Origin of the sequence: Rhizobium sp. BK418 (assembly GCF_004341105.1) — a bacterium.
In the GTDB taxonomy this organism is placed as follows: Bacteria; Pseudomonadota; Alphaproteobacteria; order Rhizobiales; family Rhizobiaceae; genus Rhizobium.
On record NZ_SLZK01000001.1, the window covers coordinates 542826 to 563742 of the forward strand.

General features: G+C 58.3%; 18 protein-coding genes. 16 read left to right on the plus strand and 2 right to left on the minus strand.

The window, feature by feature from the left end; genetic code table 11:
• Window positions 1-37: 37 nt before the first annotated feature.
• The 9 genes from EV281_RS02755 to lpxB all read left to right on the plus strand — a co-directional run bounded on the left by EV281_RS02755 (window position 38) and on the right by lpxB (window position 9746).
• Window positions 38-781, plus strand: a complete 744-nt coding sequence (locus tag EV281_RS02755; protein ID WP_132651398.1) for an isoprenyl transferase — start codon at window positions 38-40, stop codon at window positions 779-781.
• Window positions 781-1611, plus strand: a complete 831-nt coding sequence (locus tag EV281_RS02760; RefSeq protein WP_132651399.1) for a phosphatidate cytidylyltransferase — start codon at window positions 781-783, stop codon at window positions 1609-1611. The genes EV281_RS02755 and EV281_RS02760 overlap by 1 nt, the downstream gene beginning before the upstream one ends.
• 29 nt (window positions 1612-1640) lie before the next feature.
• A complete protein-coding gene (gene rseP / locus EV281_RS02765; RefSeq protein ID WP_132651400.1) occupies window positions 1641-2774 on the plus strand; it encodes an RIP metalloprotease RseP in 1134 nt (377 codons plus the stop codon).
• 197 nt (window positions 2775-2971) lie between these two features.
• Complete coding sequence (gene bamA / locus EV281_RS02770; protein ID WP_132651984.1) at window positions 2972-5308, plus strand: outer membrane protein assembly factor BamA; 2337 nt, start codon at window positions 2972-2974, stop codon at window positions 5306-5308.
• Window positions 5309-5358: 50 nt separating this feature from the next.
• A complete protein-coding gene (gene lpxD, locus EV281_RS02775) occupies window positions 5359-6420 on the plus strand; it encodes a UDP-3-O-(3-hydroxymyristoyl)glucosamine N-acyltransferase (protein ID WP_132651401.1) in 1062 nt (353 codons plus the stop codon).
• Window positions 6413-6880, plus strand: a complete 468-nt coding sequence (gene fabZ, locus EV281_RS02780; RefSeq protein WP_132651402.1) for a 3-hydroxyacyl-ACP dehydratase FabZ — start codon at window positions 6413-6415, stop codon at window positions 6878-6880. Before lpxD ends, fabZ begins: the two co-directional genes overlap by 8 nt.
• Entirely contained in the window at window positions 6877-7695 is an 819-nt protein-coding gene (lpxA, locus tag EV281_RS02785; protein ID WP_165911826.1) for an acyl-ACP--UDP-N-acetylglucosamine O-acyltransferase, read from the plus strand. The genes fabZ and lpxA overlap by 4 nt, the downstream gene beginning before the upstream one ends.
• Before the next feature lie 3 nt (window positions 7696-7698).
• Entirely contained in the window at window positions 7699-8580 is an 882-nt protein-coding gene (locus EV281_RS02790) for an LpxI family protein (protein ID WP_132651403.1), read from the plus strand.
• The gene (gene lpxB, locus EV281_RS02795; RefSeq protein ID WP_132651404.1) at window positions 8577-9746 is read left to right on the plus strand and encodes a lipid-A-disaccharide synthase; all 1170 of its coding nucleotides are present in this window, start codon (window positions 8577-8579) and stop codon (window positions 9744-9746) included. The genes EV281_RS02790 and lpxB overlap by 4 nt, the downstream gene beginning before the upstream one ends.
• Before the next feature lie 35 nt (window positions 9747-9781).
• On the opposite strand, the gene gltA is transcribed toward lpxB, so the two are convergent.
• Window positions 9782-11071, minus strand: a complete 1290-nt coding sequence (gltA, locus tag EV281_RS02800; RefSeq protein ID WP_132651405.1) for a citrate synthase — start codon at window positions 11069-11071, stop codon at window positions 9782-9784.
• A 343-nt stretch (window positions 11072-11414) separates the two neighbouring features.
• Between gltA and EV281_RS02805 the strand changes: the two genes are divergently transcribed.
• Window positions 11415-13790: a ComEC/Rec2 family competence protein gene (locus tag EV281_RS02805; protein ID WP_245508206.1), complete on the plus strand. Its 2376-nt coding sequence runs from the start codon at window positions 11415-11417 to the stop codon at window positions 13788-13790.
• Here the strand turns inward: EV281_RS02805 and lexA are convergent.
• Entirely contained in the window at window positions 13771-14496 is a 726-nt protein-coding gene (lexA, locus tag EV281_RS02810) for a transcriptional repressor LexA (protein ID WP_132651407.1), read from the minus strand. The genes EV281_RS02805 and lexA overlap by 20 nt on opposite strands.
• A gap of 196 nt (window positions 14497-14692) precedes the next feature.
• Here lexA and EV281_RS02815 point away from each other — a divergent pair, with 196 nt between their 5' ends.
• From EV281_RS02815 to EV281_RS02840, 6 genes are all read left to right on the plus strand, one after another.
• Complete coding sequence (locus EV281_RS02815; protein ID WP_132651408.1) at window positions 14693-15580, plus strand: VOC family protein; 888 nt, start codon at window positions 14693-14695, stop codon at window positions 15578-15580.
• A complete protein-coding gene (gene kdsA, locus EV281_RS02820; protein ID WP_132651409.1) occupies window positions 15577-16422 on the plus strand; it encodes a 3-deoxy-8-phosphooctulonate synthase in 846 nt (281 codons plus the stop codon). The genes EV281_RS02815 and kdsA overlap by 4 nt, the downstream gene beginning before the upstream one ends.
• Before the next feature lie 141 nt (window positions 16423-16563).
• Window positions 16564-17838, plus strand: a complete 1275-nt coding sequence (eno, locus tag EV281_RS02825) for a phosphopyruvate hydratase (protein ID WP_132651410.1) — start codon at window positions 16564-16566, stop codon at window positions 17836-17838.
• A 145-nt stretch (window positions 17839-17983) separates the two neighbouring features.
• Window positions 17984-18304 carry a septum formation initiator family protein gene (locus tag EV281_RS02830; protein ID WP_132651411.1) on the plus strand — a complete coding sequence of 107 codons (321 nt, stop codon included), beginning with the start codon at window positions 17984-17986 and terminating at the stop codon, window positions 18302-18304.
• A 146-nt stretch (window positions 18305-18450) separates the two neighbouring features.
• Window positions 18451-19497, plus strand: a complete 1047-nt coding sequence (gene pdhA, locus EV281_RS02835; protein WP_132651412.1) for a pyruvate dehydrogenase (acetyl-transferring) E1 component subunit alpha — start codon at window positions 18451-18453, stop codon at window positions 19495-19497.
• A gap of 15 nt (window positions 19498-19512) precedes the next feature.
• Window positions 19513-20910: a pyruvate dehydrogenase complex E1 component subunit beta gene (locus tag EV281_RS02840; protein WP_132651413.1), complete on the plus strand. Its 1398-nt coding sequence runs from the start codon at window positions 19513-19515 to the stop codon at window positions 20908-20910.
• Window positions 20911-20917: the final 7 nt, after the last annotated feature.

The window sequence follows — 20917 nt, forward strand, 5'->3', positions numbered from 1 at the left end:
TATACTTGCGTCCCCGCCAAGAAAGACCGGACGGAAAATGTCGGAAACCTCATTTTTGACTGCGCCAGAACATGTTGCGATCATTATGGATGGCAACGGTCGTTGGGCAAAGCAGCGCGGCCTGCCGCGGACGATGGGACACCGCAGGGCGGTCGAGACCGTTCGCCAGACCGTACGCACGGCCGGCGATCTTGGCATCAAGTATCTGACGCTTTTTGCCTTTTCGTCAGAGAACTGGCGTCGTCCGGAGGCCGAGGTCAGTGATCTTCTCGGCCTGCTGAAGGCCTTCATCCGCAGCGATCTCGCCGAACTGCATCGGCAGAATGTGCGCATCAAGGTGATCGGCGACCGTGTCAACCTGCGCAGCGACATCCTCAAGCTTCTGCTCGAAGCCGAGGAGACGACCAAGGCCAATACGGCGCTGACACTCGTCATCGCCTTCAACTACGGCTCCCGCGACGAGATCGCCCGCGCCATGGTGAGTCTCGCCAATGATGTGGAGGCGGGGCGTCTCAGATCGCAGGATATTACGCCGGCGCTGATCAACGCCCGGCTCGATACGGCCGGCATCCCCGATCCCGATCTCATCATCCGCACCAGCGGCGAGGAGCGGCTCTCAAATTTCCTGCTGTGGCAGGCTGCCTATTCGGAATTCGTTTTTCTGCCAGAATATTGGCCGGATTTCAGCCGGGAGCTCTTCCTTTCGGCGCTTGAGAAATTCGCCTCGCGTGATCGCCGTTTCGGCGGGCTGTCCGCGCAGGCTGCCGCAGTGAACACCTGATGAAGCAGGAACTGAAGCTCCGCATCGTTTCAGGCCTGATTCTCGCGATCATCGTTCTTGCCGCCACCTGGTATGGCGGCTTCGTTTTTCGCATCCTGGCGGCAGTGATCGCGCTTCTGATCTATTACGAATGGTCGACGATCACAGGCATCGCGCGCGACCCGGCCACAAACGTGCTCGGCTGGGCGGGTGAGGTGCTGGTCGCCCTGCTCGTTCTGGCCGGCGTGTTCGAATATGCGTTGGGGATGCTGATTGCTCTGACCGCGGTCGGCATCGCCATGATCTTCCTGCACCGTGCCAGCCGGTGGTTCGCGCCGGGGCTTTTATATGCCGGCGGCACCGGGCTGGCGCTTGCCGCAATCCGCGGTGATGATATCGTTGGCCTCTATGCGATGCTCTTCATCTTCGCCGTGGTCTGGGCGACCGATATTCTCGCCTATTTTGTCGGGCGCGCGGTTGGCGGGCCAAAGCTTGCTCCGCGCATATCGCCCGGCAAGACCTGGTCGGGGGCGGTGGGTGGCGCCATTTCGGCCGTAATTGCCGGAGCCATCCTCGTCCATTTCCTGATTCCGCAAGCCTTGGATCGCGCCGCGGTGATCGCGCTCATTCTGTCCGCTTTCAGTCAGTCGGGCGATCTCTTCGAAAGCTTCATCAAGCGAAAATTCGGCGTGAAGGACTCCAGCCGTCTCATTCCGGGGCATGGTGGCGTCATGGACCGTGTCGATGGACTGATTTTCGCCTGTTTTTCAGCGTTCTTGCTTGCTGGCCTTTTTTCGCTGATAAAGGGGAGTGGAGCGACGTCGCTCGGTGCGGCATTGTTCGGCCTTTGATCATTACGGCCAGATAGAAGAAGGAACTCATGGAAGCGGTGACCGGCATATTCGGTTTTTTGACGGGTTACATCGTCCCCTTCGTCATTGTGCTGTCACTGCTCGTCTTCGTGCATGAGATGGGCCACTATCTCGTCGGGCGCTGGAGCGGCATCCGTATCCTCGCCTTCTCGGTCGGCTTCGGCCCGGAGATTGCCGGTTTCACCGATCGCCACGGAACGCGCTGGAAGATCTCAGCCATTCCGCTCGGCGGCTACGTGCGTTTTTTCGGCGACGAGGATGCCTCCAGCAAGCCGGATACGGACAGGCTCGCCGCGATGACGGACGAGGAGCGCGAGCGTTCCTTCGCCGGCGCAAAGCTGTGGAAACGTGCCGCAACCGTCGCAGCCGGTCCGATTGCCAATTTTATCCTCGCCATTGCCATCTTCACGGTCCTTTTCGCGATCTATGGCCGCACGGTGTCAGATCCTGTCGTCGCCGAAGTGAAGCCGGATAGTGCCGCGGCGGCAGCCGGCGTACTTCCGGGCGACCTCCTCGTCTCGATCGACGGTACCAAGGTTCAGACCTTCGACGATGTGCGTCGTTATGTCAGCATCCGTCCGAACCAGAACATCGTCGTGACTGTCGAGCGCAACGGCGAAAAGATGGATTTGCCGATGGTGCCGCAGCGCACCGATATCACCGACCAGTTCGGCAACAAGATCGAGGTCGGCCTGATCGGAATCGTCACGAACGAAGAGGTGGGGCACTTCCGTCTACAGACCTTCACGCCGCTTGAAGCGCTGCATGAGGGTGTGACTCAGACCTGGCACATCGTGACCGGCACCTTCAAATATATCGGCAATCTGCTCACTGGATCGATGAAAGCCGATCAATTGGGTGGTCCGATCCGCGTGGCGCAAGCTTCGGGCCAGATGGCTACGCTTGGAATAGGCGCGTTACTGCAGCTTGCAGCGGTTTTGTCGGTTTCGATTGGATTGCTGAATTTGATGCCGGTTCCGGTACTTGATGGCGGCCACCTGATGTTCTATGCGGTGGAAGCGGTCAGGGGAAGGCCGCTTGGTTCTTCGGCTCAGGAAATTGCGTTTCGCATTGGCCTGGCCATGGTGCTTACATTAATGGTTTTTGCGACCTGGAATGACATTAGCGCGCTCATCGGCTAGCGCGTAAGAGTGAGAGAAAATTACTGTTTATTTACGATGTTTCAAAGCTGTAGTGGCGAATGGGTCACGCTTCGAAATGAAGTAAACAGAAATTAACTGGCTCCCTTGCTTGTATGTCAAAAGCGGGTAAAACGACACACGTGGCCGGAATCGGGGCTCCCCGAGACCGGAGACGAGGGAAAAAGGTAATGGGTGAAATGAAGGCTGGTTCAAGGTTTTTGAACGCAGTATCGGCGATTGCGCTGTCTGCTGGTGTTGTTGTTTCTGGCGCAGGTGCTCTGACTTTCGTTTCGGCTACGGCTGCGGAAGCTGCTGTCATTCAGCGGATTGACGTCCATGGTGCAAATCGCGTCGGTGCCGAAGCTGTTCGGTCGAACCTTACCATTACCCCCGGCAAGAGCTTCTCCAATACCGATATCGATGACTCGGTGAAGCAGCTTTACGGCACCGGTTATTTCTCCGACGTCAAGATTTCGGTTTCCGGTAGCACGCTCGTCGTCAACGTTCAGGAAGCGCAGCTCGTTAATCAGGTGGTCTTCAACGGCAACCGCAAGGTCAAGGACGACAAGCTGGCAGCTGTCGTCAAGACGCATGCCGCCGGTCCTTATAGCGATGCGCAGATCCAGTCCGACATCGCCGCCATCAAGGAAGCCTATGCCGCGACCGGCCGCAGTGAAGTCGAAGTGACGACGCAGGTCGTTCCGCTCGGTGAAGGCCGCGTCAATCTTGCTTTCGTCATCAATGAAGGCGACCGCACCAAGATTGATGCTATCAATTTCGTCGGCAATCATGCCTACAGTGCCGGCCGTCTTGCCGCCGTCATCCAGACCAAGCGTTCGAACTTCCTCTCGTTCCTTACCCGCAAGGACGTTTATAACGAGGACAAGCTGCACGCTGACGAAGACGCGCTGCGCCAGTTCTATTACAATCGCGGTTATGCCGACATGCGCATCGTCTCTTCCGATGCCGCTTTCGACGAAGCGACGAACAAGTACACGCTGACCTTTAATATTGAGGAAGGCCCGCGTTACGATTTTGGCGCGGTCAGCGTCCAGTCGACTGTTGAAGGTGTCGATGCCCAGCAGCTGCAGTCGCTCGTCAAGACTCGCGAAGGTCAGGTCTACAGCGCCAAGGAAGTCCAGAAGTCCATCGAGGCGATTTCGGATCAGGTTGCTTCGGCCGGTTATCCCTTCGCGCGCGTCACGCCACGCGGCAACCGCGACCTGAATAACAATACGATCGGTGTCGAATATCTCGTCGATCAGGGCGAGCGCGCCTATGTCGAACGTATCGAAATCCGCGGCAACAGCCGCACGCGCGACTACGTTATCCGCCGCGAGTTCGATCTCAGCGAAGGCGATGCCTTCAACCAGCAGATGATCACCCGCGCAAAGCGCCGCCTCGAAGCGCTCGGCTACTTCTCCTCGGTCAATATCTCGACCCAGCCCGGCAGTTCGCCTGACCGTGTCGTCATCGTTGTCGATGTGCAGGATCAGTCGACCGGCTCGTTCGGTATTGGTGCCGGTTATGCAGCGGGCGGCGACGGTCTGCTTCTCGAAGCTTCGATCGAAGAAAAGAACTTCCTCGGCCGCGGCCAGTATATCCGTGTTTCCGCCGGTGGTGGTGAGGAAGGTTCCCGTGCTTACGGTATTAACTTCACCGAGCCCTACTTCCTCGGTTATCGCCTCGCCGCCGGTTTCGACGTCAATCACAGTGAAACGTCGAGCAACGACAACTACGACTATCAGGAAACCAGCGTGGTCCTGCGCGTAACGGCGCCGATCACGGAAGATCTGGCGACGACGTTCCGCTATAACTACAAACAGATGAAGTATGATTCCAGCGGCGATCTGAGCGATCTGTCCGCTACGTATCAAAACTTGGTCGAGGACAGCCCGTGGACTCGTTCGTCGGTGTCTCAGACGCTGACTTACAACACACTGGATGACACCGTCTTGCCGCGTGAGGGTATCTACGCTACCGCGACGCAGGAAATTGCCGGCCTTGGCGGCGACTCCCAATATTACAAGATTTATGGTAAAGCCCGTTATTACCATCTGCTCGCTGACGACGCCGACATTATCGGTTCGCTCTCCGCATCGGCGGGTTACGTCGTGGGCTTCGGCGATCACCTGAATGTCTTTGACCAGTTTACGCTGACCAATTCCGATATCCGCGGCTTCGAGAACAAGGGCATCGGCCCACGCATCACCAACCCGGACGATCCGCTGGGCGGTACGACTTACTTCACGGCGTCTGCTGAAGCGACGTTCCCGATGCCGGGCTTCCCGCGCGACTTCAACCTGCGCGGCGCCGTCTTCGCGGATGCCGGCACGCTGTTCGGCAACGATGTCGAGCTTCTTGGTTCGGATACTGCAGAGGGTACGGACGCGCAGCTGCGTGCTTCTGTCGGTCTTGGCCTGATCTGGCAGTCGCCCTTCGGTGCTCTGCGTGTCGATTACGCCATCCCGGTCGTGAAGGAAGACTTCGACAAGACCCAGCGCTTCAAGTTTGGCATTAACAATCAATTCTGATATCGGCAGTCCGGAACTGTAAATTTCAATTCCGTTCTGGAGTTTTGCCGATGGAGCAAAATAGTTTTTTTCTGCCCCATGAAGGTGTGAAGCTTGTTGAGCTAGCACAATTTCTTGGGGCAGAGCTTGGCAATTCCTCACATGGCGATGTCATCATCCGCTCTGTCTCTCCGATAGCGAGAGCGCGGAAGGGCGATATCTGTTATATCCTCTCTCGTCGCAACCGTGACGAGTTGTTGAGTTGTGAAGCTTCGGCCGTGATCTGCGACAAGGCACTGGCGGAGTTGGTGCCGTCGCATATCCCTGTGCTGATTTCCTCCAATCCGCATGCGGCCTTCGCGATGGCCGGCGGGTATCTTTATCCCGCCGCTCTGAAGCCGGTGACCTTTTCGTCCGGGGAGACGGAAATTGCACCCAGTGCCATCGTCGATCCGACCGCGCGACTTGAGAAGGGCGTGATTGTCGAGCCGATGGCGATTATCGGCCCCGGTGCTGAGATCGGGGAAGGCACGCGTATCGGCGCTCAGTCGATCATCGGCCCCAATGTCAAGATCGGCCGCAATGGATCGATTGCAACGGGTGTAAGCATCCTCTGCGCACTCATCGGCAATGGTGTGATCATCCATAACGGCGTTCGGATTGGCCAGGACGGGTTCGGCTATGCGCCGGGTCCGCGTGGCATGATCAAGATCGTGCAGATCGGTCGCGTGATCATTCAGGACAATGTCGAGATCGGCGCCAATACGACAATCGATCGCGGTGCTATGGACGACACCGTCATTGGCGAGGGGACCAAGATCGACAATCAGGTTCAGGTCGGACACAACGTGCGCATCGGCCGTCATTGCGCCATCGTTTCACAGGTCGGTCTTGCTGGTAGCACGATTGTCGGCGATGGCGTGCAGATCGGTGGTCAGGTCGGCCTGAAGGGCCATATCACCATTGGCGACGGCGTGCAGATCGCTGCAAAAAGTGGTGTGATGACAGACCTTGCTGCGGGTGGCCGCTATGGCGGAATACCTGCACGTCCTCTAAATGAATATTTGAAAGAAGTCGCCCAGCTCATGGCAAAATCCGGAGCGCGCGGAAAAAAGGGGAGCAAGAATGACTGAGGAAACAGCCAGCACGCTTTCTTCGGCGGACATCATGGAGATCATGAAGCTGCTGCCGCATCGCTATCCGTTTCTGATGGTCGACAAGATCATTGACATCGACGGCGACAACGCCGCTGTGGGTATCAAAAATGTGACAGTCAACGAGCCGCATTTCACCGGCCACTTCCCGGAAGCGCCGATTATGCCGGGTGTTCTGCTGGTCGAAGGCATGGCACAAACTGCGGGTGCGATTTGTGCCAAGAAGGAAGGTCAGACCGGCAATCTCGTTTACTTCATGACGATCGACAACGCCCGCTTTCGTAAGCCGGTCGTGCCGGGCGACCGCGTTGAATTTCACGTTCAGAAAATCAAACAACGCGGTAATATCTGGAAATTCCATTGCGACGCAAAGGTCGATGGCGCGCTTGTCGCCGAGGCTGATATTGGCGCGATGATCGTACGTAAGGACAACGCATGAGCATGATTGCCGAAAGCGCCAGAATTCACCCGATGGCCGTGGTCGAGGACGGCGCGACGATCGGTGAAGGCGTGGTCATCGGCCCGTTCTGCCATGTTGGTCCCAAGGTTACGCTTCACGACAATGTCGAACTGATCAGCCACGTGGTTGTTCTCGGCGTGACGACCGTCGGCGCCGGCACGCGGATATTTCCTTCGGCTGTGATCGGCGGCGACTCGCAGAGCGCTCGCCATAGCCACGTCGATACGACGTTGATCATCGGGCGTAACTGCACCATCCGCGAAGGCGTTACGATGAATACCGGCACCGTTGAACATGGTGGCTCTACCATTGTCGGCGACAACAGCCTGTTCCTTGCCTATTCGCATGTCGCGCATGATTGCCGGGTCGGCAACCATGTCATCATGTCGAATAACGTCATGCTGGCTGGCCACGTGACCATTGGCGACCACGCGATCATCAGCGGTGGCGCGGCCGTGCATCAGTTTACCCGCGTCGGCAAATACGCTTTCGTCGGTGGCCTTTCCGCCGTCAGTTACGATGTCATCCCCTATGGCATGCTGAACGGCAACCCTGGTATCCTCGGCGGTCTCAACGTTGTCGGAATGACGCGTGCCGGCATTGATCGGGCTGTCATTCATACGGTTCGCCGCGCCTATAAGGCGATCTTTGAGGGTGCCGGTTCGATCCGCGAGAATGCTGCCCAGATTCGCGATGAGTATGCCGATTGCGAGCAGGTGATCGAGATCCTTGATTTCATCGCCGCCGAAAGCGATCGCGCGCTGTCTTCGCCGAGCCGGGGGCAGAAGGGCTGATCTGTGGCTTCCGCTGGCGACTCCGCTGAAGGCCGGCTGGCGATCATTGCCGGGGGTGGTCTTCTCCCGTCCTATGTCGCCGAGGCTGCACGTTCAGCTGGCGAAAACCCTGTCATCGTCGTTCTGAAGGACGAAGGCGATCGTCGCTGGGATGGCTTTGACCACGCCACGATCGGTATTGGTGATTTCGCCGCCCTGGACGGGCTTTTCAAGAAATATCGCATAGACCGCGTCGTCATGTCGGGCAGCGTGCGCCGCCGGCCCGAATGGCGTGAGGTACGGCCGACGCTGCGCATACTGGCCAAAGTACCAGCAGCCATCCGCACGCTGCTTTCCGGAGGCGACGATACCGTTCTGCAGATGGTGATCAAGCTGATAGAGGGACGAGGTTTGCGCGTCGTCGGTGCCCATGAGATTGCACCGGATTTGCTGGCAGCTGCAGGTCCCCTTGGCGCTGTTTCGCCGAACGAAGAGGATCGTCGTGATATAGAACGCGCAGCCAATGCGGCGGAGGTGCTTGGTGGTCTGGATATTGGCCAGGGCGCGGTCTCGATAGGCGGACGCATCGTCGCAGTCGAGGGCGTCGAGGGCACAGACGGCATGCTTGACCGCGTAGCGATGCTCAGAGCAGCAGGCCGTATTTCGCCACGCCGGCGCGGCGTGCTGGTCAAGCTTTGCAAGCCGCAGCAGGATATCCGAGCTGATTTGCCGGCGATCGGTGTGTCCACCGTGCTCAATGCCAAAGCCGCAGGGCTTGCAGGCGTGGCAATCGAAGCCGGTCGGTCGTTGGTGCTCGATCGCGACGCTCTCATCAAGGCGGCGGACGAGAACGCTCTTTTTGTCTGCGGTATCGACAAGGGCTTACCGGGATGGGGACTTCAATGAATGACAGACCGCTGAAGATTGCCGTCATTGCCGGCGAAGTCTCCGGCGATCTCTTAGGCGCTGATCTCATTGCCGGGCTCAAGAGAATCCGCCCCGGATCGATAGAGCTGGTTGGTGTCGGCGGCGAGGGTCTGCAAAGTCAAGGATTGAAATCGCTCTTCGATTTTTCCGAGCTTTCTATCATGGGCATCACGCAGGTGCTGGCAAAGCTGCCGAAGCTCTGGTCGCTCATTCGCCAGACGACGGCCGCGATCATTGCGGCGAAGCCGGATATCCTCCTCATCATCGACAGCCCCGATTTTACCCATCGGGTTGCAAGGCGCGTGCGCACGGCACTGCCTGACTTGCCCGTCGTCAACTATGTCTGTCCGAGTGTCTGGGCATGGAAGGAATATCGGGCCCAGCGCATGCTCGCTTATGTCGATCATGTGCTGGCGGTGCTCCCGTTTGAGCCAGCAGCAATGCAGCGCCTCAATGGACCGGCGACCACTTATGTCGGACATCGCCTGATTGCTGATCCAGCCCTTCTGGAGACGCGTCGCCTGCGTGACGGTCGGCAGCCCGGCAACGGCACGATCCTGCTTCTTCCCGGCTCGCGTTCCTCTGAAATCAAGAAGCTTCTGCCCTATTTCGAGGTTGCAGCCCAGGAACTCGTCGCCCGCAATGGCCCGATGCGGTTCATTCTGCCGACCGTGGCGCACAAGGAAGCCCTTGTGCGAGAAATAACGGCGGGATGGACGGTCAAGCCTGACATCGTCGTCGGTGCCGAGGCGAAGTGGAAAGCTTTCGCAGAAGCCGATGCGGCCATGGCGGCATCCGGCACCGTTATCCTCGAACTGGCGCTTGCCGATGTACCCGTCGTTTCTGCCTACAAGGTGGACTGGATCATGCGCATGCTGACATCGGGCATCAAGACCTGGACTGGCGCGCTGCCGAACCTGATTGCCGACTACGCGGTCGTGCCGGAATATCTGAACGATATTGTTCGCGGCGCAAGCCTTGCGCGTTGGATGGAACGACTGTCGGCCGACACCTACCAGCTCAAAGCGATGAAGGAAGGCTACGAGCTCATCTGGCAGCGCATGCAGACTGAGAGGCCGCCTGGCGAACACGCGGCGCAGATCCTCCTCGATGTTCTAGCCAACAAAAAACCCGGCCATTTCTGAACTGACCGGGTTTTCTTTTTGCTTTGTCGCAGCGCCTAGCGCTTGGAAACCGGCACGTAATCGCGCTTCGGTTCGCCGATATAGAGCTGGCGCGGACGGCCGATACGCTGTTCCGGATCTTCGATCATTTCGTTCCACTGTGCGATCCAGCCGACGGTGCGGGCCAGAGCAAAGAGTACGGTGAACATGGTCGTGGGGAAGCCAAGGGCCTTCAGGGTGATGCCGGAGTAGAAGTCGATATTCGGATAGAGCTTCTTCTCGATGAAATATTCATCGGTCAGAGCGATGCGCTCCAGTTCCATTGCGACTTCGAGAAGCGGATCGTCCTTGATGCCGAGTTCGCCGAGAACTTCATGCGTCGTCTTCTGCATGATCTTGGCGCGCGGATCGTAGTTCTTATAGACGCGATGACCGAAGCCCATCAGGCGGAAGGGATCATTCTTGTCCTTAGCGCGGGCGATATATTCCGGAATGCGGTCAACCGAGCCAATTTCCGTCAGCATGTTGAGGGCTGCTTCATTGGCGCCGCCGTGAGCCGGGCCCCAGAGGCAGGCAATACCTGCGGCAATGCAGGCGAACGGGTTTGCACCCGACGAACCAGCGAGACGGACCGTCGAGGTCGATGCGTTCTGCTCATGGTCGGCATGCAGGATGAAGATGCGGTCCATGGCCCGCGCAAGCACCGGATTGACGACATATTCTTCGCAAGGGACGGCAAAGCACATGCGCAGGAAGTTAGATGCGTAATCCAGATCGTTCTTCGGATAAACGAAGGGCTGGCCGATATGGTATTTATAGGCCATAGCGGCAAGCGTCGGCATCTTGGCGATCATGCGCAGGCTGGCAACCATGCGCTGGTGCGGATCGGTGATGTCTGTCGAGTCATGATAGAATGCCGAGAGCGCGCCGACACAGCCACACATGACAGCCATCGGATGCGCGTCGCGGCGGAAGCCGGTGAAGAAGCGGCTCATCTGTTCGTGCACCATCGTGTGGTGCGTGACCCGGTAGTCAAAGTCCTTCTTCTGAGCGGCCGTCGGCAGTTCGCCGTAGAGCAGCAGATAGCAGACTTCCAGGAAGTCGCCGTGCTCGGCAAGTTGCTCGATCGGATAGCCACGATGCAGCAGAACGCCCTCGTCACCGTCGATATAGGTGATCTTCGATTCACAGGATGCGGTCGACGTAAAACCCGGGTCGTACGTGAAGGAGGCTGTGTTCTTGTAGAGTGCACCGATGTCGATGACGTCGGGCCCGACCGTGCCTTTTCGAACGGCGAGGTCGACTGATTTGTCACCGATTTTGATTGTAGCGCTTTGATCCGTCATGCTGATCCTCCGGGGTGGCGGTTGGCGCCGCAAAAGCGCCATAAGGGTTAAGCGTCCTAACCGATAGCTATATGATCGGGAAGCTAATGCCAAGTTACCCTGATGCCATTTTGTGCATCGCGGCATCATCTTTTAGGCACTGCAGCGATGATCTGCATGCATATCAGAACACTATGATTTGGCTGGTTTTTTTGCTCCAGCAGAATTTTCCTCCTATTTCAATCGATTATTGTTTGCGCGTTTTCATCCCAGGTTGCATTCTGCTGGTATCCGGGGGCGGGTCCAGACGATTATGACGGGGTTCGAGACAAGAGAACGGCAGGCCCAGTCCATCGATGAAAAGATGGATTTTGTTGCTGTCGGTCCGCGCGCCATTGTCACGCAACCGGCGCGGACGCAGGCATCAGTCCCGTTTCGATGGCGATTGTCAGCCGCTGCGAAACGATGCGTCGAGTCGTCGATGCGGATGGTGTCGGAAGAGGCGGGGCATGGCCGCCTTGTCCTGTTCTCGCCGGTCTTTCTCGGGGCAGGTGCCGCAACCTGGTTTTTGATGGCTGCGGATTTTCCGGCCACGTCGGCTTTGCTCTGCCTGCTTGTTCTCGTCATTGCTGTTACGCTCTGCGGATATGAGCGCCCAAAGCTACAGGCGACGCTGATGGCCGTCCTTCTCTTTGTTGGAGGAATGCTTTCGGCACAGATCGAAACTTGGCGGGCTCGGACAGTCATCCTCGATTCCGCGGTGACGACGACCGTCACTGGCCGTGTCGAACGCCGCGAAGGTGATGGGCCGGGGCGCTGGCGTTATATTCTTGGCGTCAGCCGAACGGATGCCCCTGAGGTCAAGCGTCCGCCTGAACGCATTTCGGTGCTCGTACGCGGTGCCAAAGAGGCTTTCGAGCTCGGCGCCGTTATCGAGGGCCGGGCACGCCTGACGCCTCCGGCGGGACCAGCCCTCCCGCAGCTATATGACTTTGCCTTCGGCGCCTACTACGATGGGATAGGTGCCAACGGCTTTTTCTACGGTGCGCCGAAGGAGGTTGCATCGCAACCGGTGCAAGAGGGATCGGTTGGTGAGGTCGTCCTTGAATGGCTCTTTCGTCTCAGAAGTGGCATTGGCGATCGCATCCGTTCCGTCCTGCCCGGCGATACCGGCGCCTTTGCTGCCTCTCTTGTTACCGATGAGCGACGCGCAATCTCCGATGAAACGACCGAGGCGCTGCGGCAATCGGGGCTTGCCCATATCGTTGCAATTTCCGGCCTCAACATGGCGTTGTCGGCCGGAATCTTCTATGTCGGTCTGCGCGTCATTCTCAGCCTGTTTGCGAGCGTTGCCCAGGCCTGGCCGACGAAGAAGATCGCCGCAGCCGGTGCGCTTGCCGCAGTGACGGCCTATTATCTGATCTCTGGCTTTGCCGTATCCGCCGAACGCGCCTTCATCATGATGGCGATCATGCTGATTGCCGTCTTTTTTGATCGGCCGTCGATCAGCCTCAGAAACGTAGCCCTATCCGCTCTCGTAATTCTTGCAGTCTCGCCATCTGAAGTGCTCGGGCCAAGCTTCCAGATGTCCTTTGCCGCAACGCTTGCCCTGGTTGCCGGCTACGATCTCTGGAAAGGGCGGCCAATGCGAGAGAATGCCCTCGCCAAATTGCCGATCATGAAACCTCTTTTCATGATCGGGGGCTTTTTTGGCGGCATCTTTCTGACCTCGCTGATTGGCGGCTTCTCGACCGCACTATTCTCGATCGAACATTTCCATCGGCTGAGCACTTACGGATTACCCGCAAACCTTGCGGCCATGCCAGTCATTTCCTTCATTGTCATGCCGTCCGGCATGATGGCGATGCTGCTGATGCCCTTCGGCCTCGACGGTCCGCTTTGGCAGATCACGGGATTCGGTCTCGATCTTGTGATCAAGATCGCAAAGACGGTATCGGATTGGGGCGGCAACATAGATGTAGGCCGTTTGCCCGGCTGGTACTTCCCGACGGCAGTCTTCGGCTTCCTGCTGTTGACGCTGCTCAAAAGCCGGCTGCGGCACGCCGGAACGGCGATCGTCGCGGCCTCAACGCTAACTGTTGCGCTGCTGCCGGGAAACTCTGCACCTGATGTCGCCATCGCCGAAGACGGCGGTTTGGTCGCTGTCGTTGATGGTGAGGCGATGGCTTCGAACCGCGAAAAACCGCCTTCCTTCATCTTTCAGCAATGGCAGCGGGCACTTGCGATCGAGGAGCACCAGAAGCCGATCATGATCACGGATGCCAACGCGCCCGCTGCGCCGGAAGGCAAAAGATTGAAGTTCTCGCCAGATCAGCTGGATGAATCCAGAGAGGTGATGATACAGGCTGTGGCCACCGGCCCGCCGTTGCGCTTCACCTGCCTGAAGGGTGCCTGGTGTACAGTCTCGCTCAAGAATGGGAAGCAACTAACGGTCATCAATAACGCAGCCTATCTCGGACCTGCCTGCGATACGGCGGATATCGTCGTCACGCCTGTTCACCTGCGGTTTGACCGCTGCCGCTCCGGCGCAATGCTTTTCACCGGCGAGACGCTGCGCAAAACGGGTTCAGTTGAACTTCGTTTCACTGATAAGGGGCTGCAGGTAGCAACCGCATTCGATACCTTACTGCGACCCTGGATGCGCCACCGCGCCTATGATTGGCGCAGCGATACATTTGCTGACGACAGACCGTCACCGATCAGTGATAGCGGCGAATAAGCCCAACGAGTTTGCCCTGTACCTTGACGCGATCCGGCGGGAAGATGCGTGTCTCGTAGGCAGGGTTTGCAGCTTCGAGTGCAATCGATGCGCCCTTGCGGCGGAAGCGCTTGAGCGTCGCTTCCTCGTCATCGACGAGTGCCACGACGATATCGCCTGGATTGGCTGTGCTGCCGTTGCGGATGATGACCGTGTCGCCATCGAAGATGCCGGCTTCGATCATCGAGTCGCCGCGAACTTCGAGCGCATAATGTTCGCCCGAGCCCAGCATGTCGGAGGAAACGGTAATGTCGTGTGTGTTGTTCTGGATTGCCGAGATCGGCACGCCGGCAGCGATCCGACCCATGACCGGCACGGAGACGGCATTGCCATTGTCGGCAACAGGTGCCGGCTTTGCCGGAGCGGGAGGCGCAACATGCTGCGGCTTGCCAAGGCTGCCTTCTATGACGCTTGGCGAAAAGCCGCGCCGCGGCTGCAGGCTCGGGTTATAGGCTTCCGGCAATTTGATGACTTCGAGCGCACGCGCCCGGTTCGGAAGCCGGCGAATGAAGCCGCGTTCTTCGAGCGCGGTGATCAGCCGGTGAATGCCGGATTTCGATGCCAGATCCAGGGCATCCTTCATCTCGTCGAAAGATGGCGGAACGCCGGATTCCTTCATCCTTTCATGAATGAAAAGAAGAAGTTCCTGTTGTTTGCGCGTGAGCATGGCGTATACCCCAGTATTGAAACAAATCCAGAACAGACACTATATGTTCCATATGTGTTCCGCAAGTGGCTAAATTTTCGTAAAACTTCTGTTCATTCTGCTGAGAATTTTATTTTTATCGCCGGAAAAGCCATCCGGCCTTGCTTCGGAACGCCTGTCGAAGCACATCATCCTGACGATGGCAGGAGAGCAGCTGATGACCCAAGACACGTATCCGATCGATCATCTCGTTTTGCCGGTTACCGACATTGCGCTCGCACGCGAAAGGCTGGGCAAACTGGGCTTCACCGTCGCGCCGGATGCACGTCATCCCTTCGGCACGGAAAATGCCTGCGTTTTCTTCGCGGACAAAACCTACCTCGAGCCGTTGGGCGTTGCGAGTGTCGAAGAGAGCGAGAGGACGGCGCGGAGAGGCAACGTCTTCACCGCCCGCAACCAGGCTTTTCGCTTCCGGTGCGGCAGCGAGGGACTGTCTGCCATCGCCTTCAGTACAAGGGATGCCAAGCACGATCATGCTCGATTCGTTAAGGGCGGCGTCAGTGCCGGATCCGTGTTGCAGTTCGAGCGCCCCGTAAAAATGCCTGATGATGCCGAAAGCGTTGCTGGCTTCCGGCTTGCCTTCGCCGGCGATCTCAGGGCGCCGGATTTCTTCCTCTTCGCCGTTGAACGCATCAACCCGCTGCCAGCCGACCGGGGTGCGCTGGAGGCGCATGCCAACGGCGTGACCGGCATTGCCGAAATTGTGCTTGGGGCGCCGGAGCCTACGGCCTTCAGCGAATTCGTTACTGCGACGGTAAAAGCCACCTCTGTCGAGGAAACGAGTTTTGGGCTCGACGTGTCCACCGATAACGCAAAGATCAGTCTGATGACCCCGGAGGGGTTGGAGGCCTATTTCGATTTGGTCACGCCGGATACGGATCGCGGCCTGCGTGGCCGGGCGATCCTCTTTGCTGTCGGCGATCGGACAGTGACAGAAGCGCATTTGGCTGCTAACGGGGTGACCTATACACGCAAGGGCAACCGTATTCTGGTGGAGCCCGCGCCCGGCCAGGGCGTGCTCTTCGCTTTCGAGGAAACATCATGAGCACCAATACCAATTCCGTGGTGACGGTCGGCGAGGGTGCCGGCAAGGTCACCTTCTCCAACACCGGCCGCCTGTCGCTGATCGCTGGTGCCTGCGAACTGGAAAGCCGCGATCACGCGTTCATGGTTGCCGGGACCCTGAAGGAGCTTTGCGCCAAGCTCGGCATCGGCCTCGTCTACAAGACCTCTTTCGACAAGGCGAACCGCTCGTCCCTGTCGAGCAAGCGCGGCGTCGGCCTTGAGAAAGGGCTGGAAATCTTTGCCGATCTGAAGAAGGAACTCGGCATTCCGGTTCTGACTGACATCCATAATGAAGAACAATGCGTCGAAGTGGCCAAGGTCGTCGATATTCTGCAGATACCCGCCTTCCTGTCCCGCCAGACGGATCTTTTGGTGGCCGCCGCCAAGACCGGCCGCGTTATCAATGTCAAGAAGGGCCAGTTTCTGGCGCCCTGGGATATGAAGAACGTCCTTGGCAAGCTGAACCAGAGCGGCAATCCCAACATCCTGCTCTGCGAACGCGGCGCGTCCTTCGGCTATAATACGCTGGTCTCCGACATGCGTTCCCTGCCGATCATGGCAGCAACGAGTGCGCCGGTCATCTTCGACGCCACGCACTCGGTCCAGCAGCCGGGCGGGCAGGGGGAAACGTCCGGGGGAGAGCGGCAATTCGTGGAAACGCTGGCACGTGCGGCCGTGGCTGTCGGCGTCGCCGGCGTCTTCATCGAAACCCATCAGGATCCCGACAATGCGCCCTGCGACGGCCCCAACATGGTCTACCTCAGGGACATGCCGCGGCTTCTGGAAAAGCTCCTGGCCTTCGACGCGGTTGCCAAGCGCTGACAGTCAAAAGCCTGACATGATCGTGCTATAGCGACGATCAGAGATGCAGGTCGAACGTGTCGCAAACCGCCATTGTAATTTGCGCACCTTCGATTAAGACGGTTTCAAACGATTTATCCACCCACCGAGCAGGAAAAAACCATGACTGCAATTACCGATATCATCGCCCGCGAGATTCTCGATAGCCGTGGTAACCCCACCGTCGAGGTCGATGTCTATCTCGAAGACGGTAGCATGGGCCGTGCAGCTGTTCCCTCGGGTGCGTCGACGGGGGCGCATGAAGCCGTCGAAGTGCGCGATGGCGGCAAGCGCTATCTCGGCAAGGGTGTCGAAAAGGCTGTGGAAGCCGCCAACACGGAAATCTTCGATGCGATCGGCGGTATCGACGCTGAAAACCAGATCCAGATCGACAAGATCATGATCGAACTCGACGGCACGCCGAACAAGTCGCGCCTTGGCGCCAACGCCATCCTCGGCGTTTCGCTCGCCGTCGCCAAGGCTGCCGCGCAGGCTGCCGGCCTGCCGCTCTATCGTTACGTTGGCGGCGCTTCCGCAAGCGTCTTGCCGGTTCCGATGATGAACATCATCAACGGTGGTGCGCATGCCGACAACCCGATCGACTTCCAGGAATTCATGATTCTGCCGGTCGGCGCAGATTCGCTCCGCGAAGCTGTCCGCATGGGTTCGGAAGTTTTCCATACGCTCAAGAAGGAACTGGCTGCCCAGGGTCACAATACCAACGTCGGCGACGAAGGCGGTTTCGCGCCGGGCCTGAAGAGCGCTCCGGAGGCTCTCGACTTCATCATGAAGTCGGTCGAGAAAGCCGGCTACAAGCCGGGTGATGACATCTGCCTCGGCCTCGACTGCGCCTCGACGGAATTCTTCAAGGACGGCAAGTATGTGCTGGAAGGTGAAGGCCGCACGCTCGAATCCGGCGCCATGGCTGAATACCTTGCCGAACTCGTTGCCAAATATCCGATCATCTCCATCGAAGACGGTATGGCCGAAGACGATTGGGAAGGCTGGAAGACGTTGACCGATCTCGCCGGCAAGAATTGCCAGCTCGTCGGCGACGACCTCTTCGTCACCAACTCGGCGCGTCTGCGCGACGGTATCCGCATGGGCGTCGCAAACTCGATCCTCGTCAAGGTCAACCAGATCGGCTCGCTGACGGAAACGCTCGATGCGGTCAACACCGCGCACAAGGCTGCCTACACCGCCGTCATGTCGCATCGTTCGGGCGAAACCGAGGACTCCACGATCGCCGATCTCGCAGTTGCCACCAACTGCGGCCAGATCAAAACCGGCTCGCTGTCGCGCTCGGATCGTCTTGCCAAATACAACCAGCTTATCCGCATCGAAGAAGGTCTTGGTCCGCAGGCACAGTATGCCGGCCGTTCCATCATCCGCGGCTAATACGAACTGTTAAATCAGGGATTTGGAACCCGCGCTCCGGCGCGGGTTTTTTGTTGAGTCTGTGCCGGAGAGCTTCAGAGTCAACGAACGGTTAATCTCTGCGCGTTAAATTGAGATGATTGGTAATGCGTTAGAGCATGCGTGTATGTGGACAAAGCATCATAAGAAGAGAAAGACCGGTCGCTTCGTCATTCCGGCCATGACGGTCGCCTTCCTCTCCTATTTCGGCTATCATTGTATCCATGGTGACTATGGTCTGCGTGCGACGGAGGCGTTCGAGCGCCAGCGTATCGCGCGCGAGAAGGAATTGGCCGTGTTAAAGGCCAAACGCGAGCATCTGGAGGCGCAGGTGGCGTTGCTCAGTGACGGCTCGCTGGACAAGGATATGCTTGACGAAAAGGCCCGGTATCAGCTCAATATGTCGCGCGCGGACGAGATTGTCATTTACAATCATTACCGCAATTAACCGAATTCAAGTTAATTTAATATTTTTGTTTTTTATCAATAATTTACTGGTGAATATGAGCCATGCAATTATGGCATTGCTGTGGTCATTTTTCTTCCCTATGGTACGCGCCACCTGAGAACCGATAAATCCATAGGGAGGGTTGAATGGCGTTGCGCAAAACCGCGACCGTTTCCAGCCGCAAAACCAGTGCGAAATCTGCAGCCAAGGCGTCGAATGGCGGTCCCATCGCCGATTTCGATCGCGATGAGGAGCTGAAGGCCTATCGCGAGATGCTGCTCATCCGCCGTTTCGAAGAAAAGGCGGGCCAGCTGTACGGCATGGGTTTCATCGGTGGTTTCTGTCACCTTTATATCGGCCAGGAAGCTGTCGTCGTCGGCATGCAGATGGCGCAGAAGGAAGGCGATCAGGTCATCACGGCCTATCGCGACCACGGTCATATGCTGGCTACCGGCATGGAAGCCCGCGGCGTCATGGCAGAGCTGACCGGCCGTCGCAGCGGTTATTCGCGCGGCAAGGGCGGCTCGATGCACATGTTCTCCAAGGAGAAGCATTTCTACGGCGGTCACGGTATCGTTGGTGCGCAGGTGTCGCTCGGCACCGGTCTCGCCTTCGCCAACAAGTATCGTGGCAACAATTCAGTCGCTGTCGCCTATTTCGGTGACGGTGCGGCCAACCAGGGGCAGGTCTACGAGAGCTTCAACATGGCTGCTCTCTGGAAGCTGCCGATCGTCTATATCGTCGAAAACAACCGCTACGCCATGGGTACCTCGACGGCCCGTGCCACCGCGCAATCGAACTACTCGCTGCGCGGTTCCGGCTTCGGCATTCCCGGCGTTCAGGTCGACGGCATGGACGTTCGCGCCGTCAAGGCGGCTGCCGACGAAGCACTTGAGCATTGCCGCTCCGGTAAGGGCCCGATCATCCTGGAAATGCTGACCTATCGTTATCGCGGTCACTCCATGTCCGACCCGGCGAAATACCGTACGAAGGAAGAAGTGCAGAAGATGCGCTCCGAGCAGGATCCAATCGAGCAGGTGCGCGTGCGCGTCATGGAAAAGGGCTGGGCGACCGAAGACGATCTGAAGGCGATCGACAAGGAAGTCCGCGATATTGTCGCCGACAGCGCCGATTTCGCCCAGGCCGATCCAGAACCGGATGCATCCGAACTCTACACCGACATTCTGCTCTAATCGGGGAGGGAACCCATGCCTATCGATATCCTCATGCCCGCCCTCTCTCCGACGATGGAAGAAGGCACGCTGTCCAAGTGGCTCAAGAAGGAAGGTGACAAGGTCACATCAGGTGACGTGATTGCCGAAATCGAAACCGACAAGGCGACGATGGAAGTTGAAGCCGTCGATGAAGGCATCATCGGCAAGCTCCTGGTTCCGGCCGGTACCGAAAACGTAAAGGTCAATGCCAAGATCGCCGTCTTGCTGCAGGACGGCGAATCCGCCGACGCGATTTCCGCCGCGCCGGCTGCCGCTCAGCCGGCTCCGGCCGCTGCCCCACAGGTTGCCCAGGAAGAGAAGCCGACCAACACCGGTTCGGCCGCTGCTCCCGTCCCGGCTGAGCCCAAGGCATTCGTACCGAACGATCCGGAAATTCCGGCTGGCACCGAGATGGTCTCGACCACGGTTCGTGAGGCGCTTCGCGATGCCATGGCCGAAGAAATGCGCGCAGACGAAAGCGTTTTCGTCATGGGTGAAGAAGTCGCCGAATACCAGGGCGCCTATAAGGTGACCCAGGGCCTGCTGCAGGAATTCGGTGCACGCCGCGTCGTCGATACGCCTATCACCGAGCATGGTTTTGCCGGCGTCGGCGTCGGTGCGGCTATGGCCGGCCTGAAGCCGATCGTCGAATTCATGACCTTCAACTTCGCCATGCAGGCGATCGACCAGATCATCAACTCCGCTGCCAAAACGCTCTATATGTCCGGCGGCCAGATGGGTGCTCCGATCGTCTTCCGCGGTCCGAACGGCGCTGCTGCTCGCGTTGCGGCCCAGCACAGCCAGGATTACGCCGCATGGTACAGCCATGTCCCGGGTCTCAAGGTCGTCATGCCTTACACGGCATCCGACGCTAAGGGCCTTCTCAAGGCTGCTATCCGTGATCCGAACCCGGTCATCTTCCTCGAGAACGAAATTCTCTACGGCCAGCATTTCGATGTCCCGAAGCTCGACAATTTCGTCCTGCCTATCGGCAAGGCCCGCATCCACCGTCCGGGCAAAGATGTCACGGTCGTTTCCTTCGGCATCGGCATGACCTATGCGACGAAGGCGGTTGCCGAGCTCGAAAAGATCGGCATCGACGTCGAACTGATCGACCTTCGCACCATCCGCCCGATGGACCTTCCGACGGTCATCGAGTCGGTCAAGAAGACCGGCCGTCTGGTCACCGTCGAGGAAGGCTATCCGCAGTCGTCGGTCGGCACGGAAATCGCCACGCGGGTCATGCAGCAGGCCTTCGATTACCTCGATGCGCCGATCCTGACGATTGCCGGCAAGGATGTTCCGATGCCTTACGCCGCCAACCTCGAGAAGCTCGCGCTTCCGAATGTCGGCGAAGTGGTCGATGCGGTGAAAGCCGTTTGCTACAAATAAGGGGAGG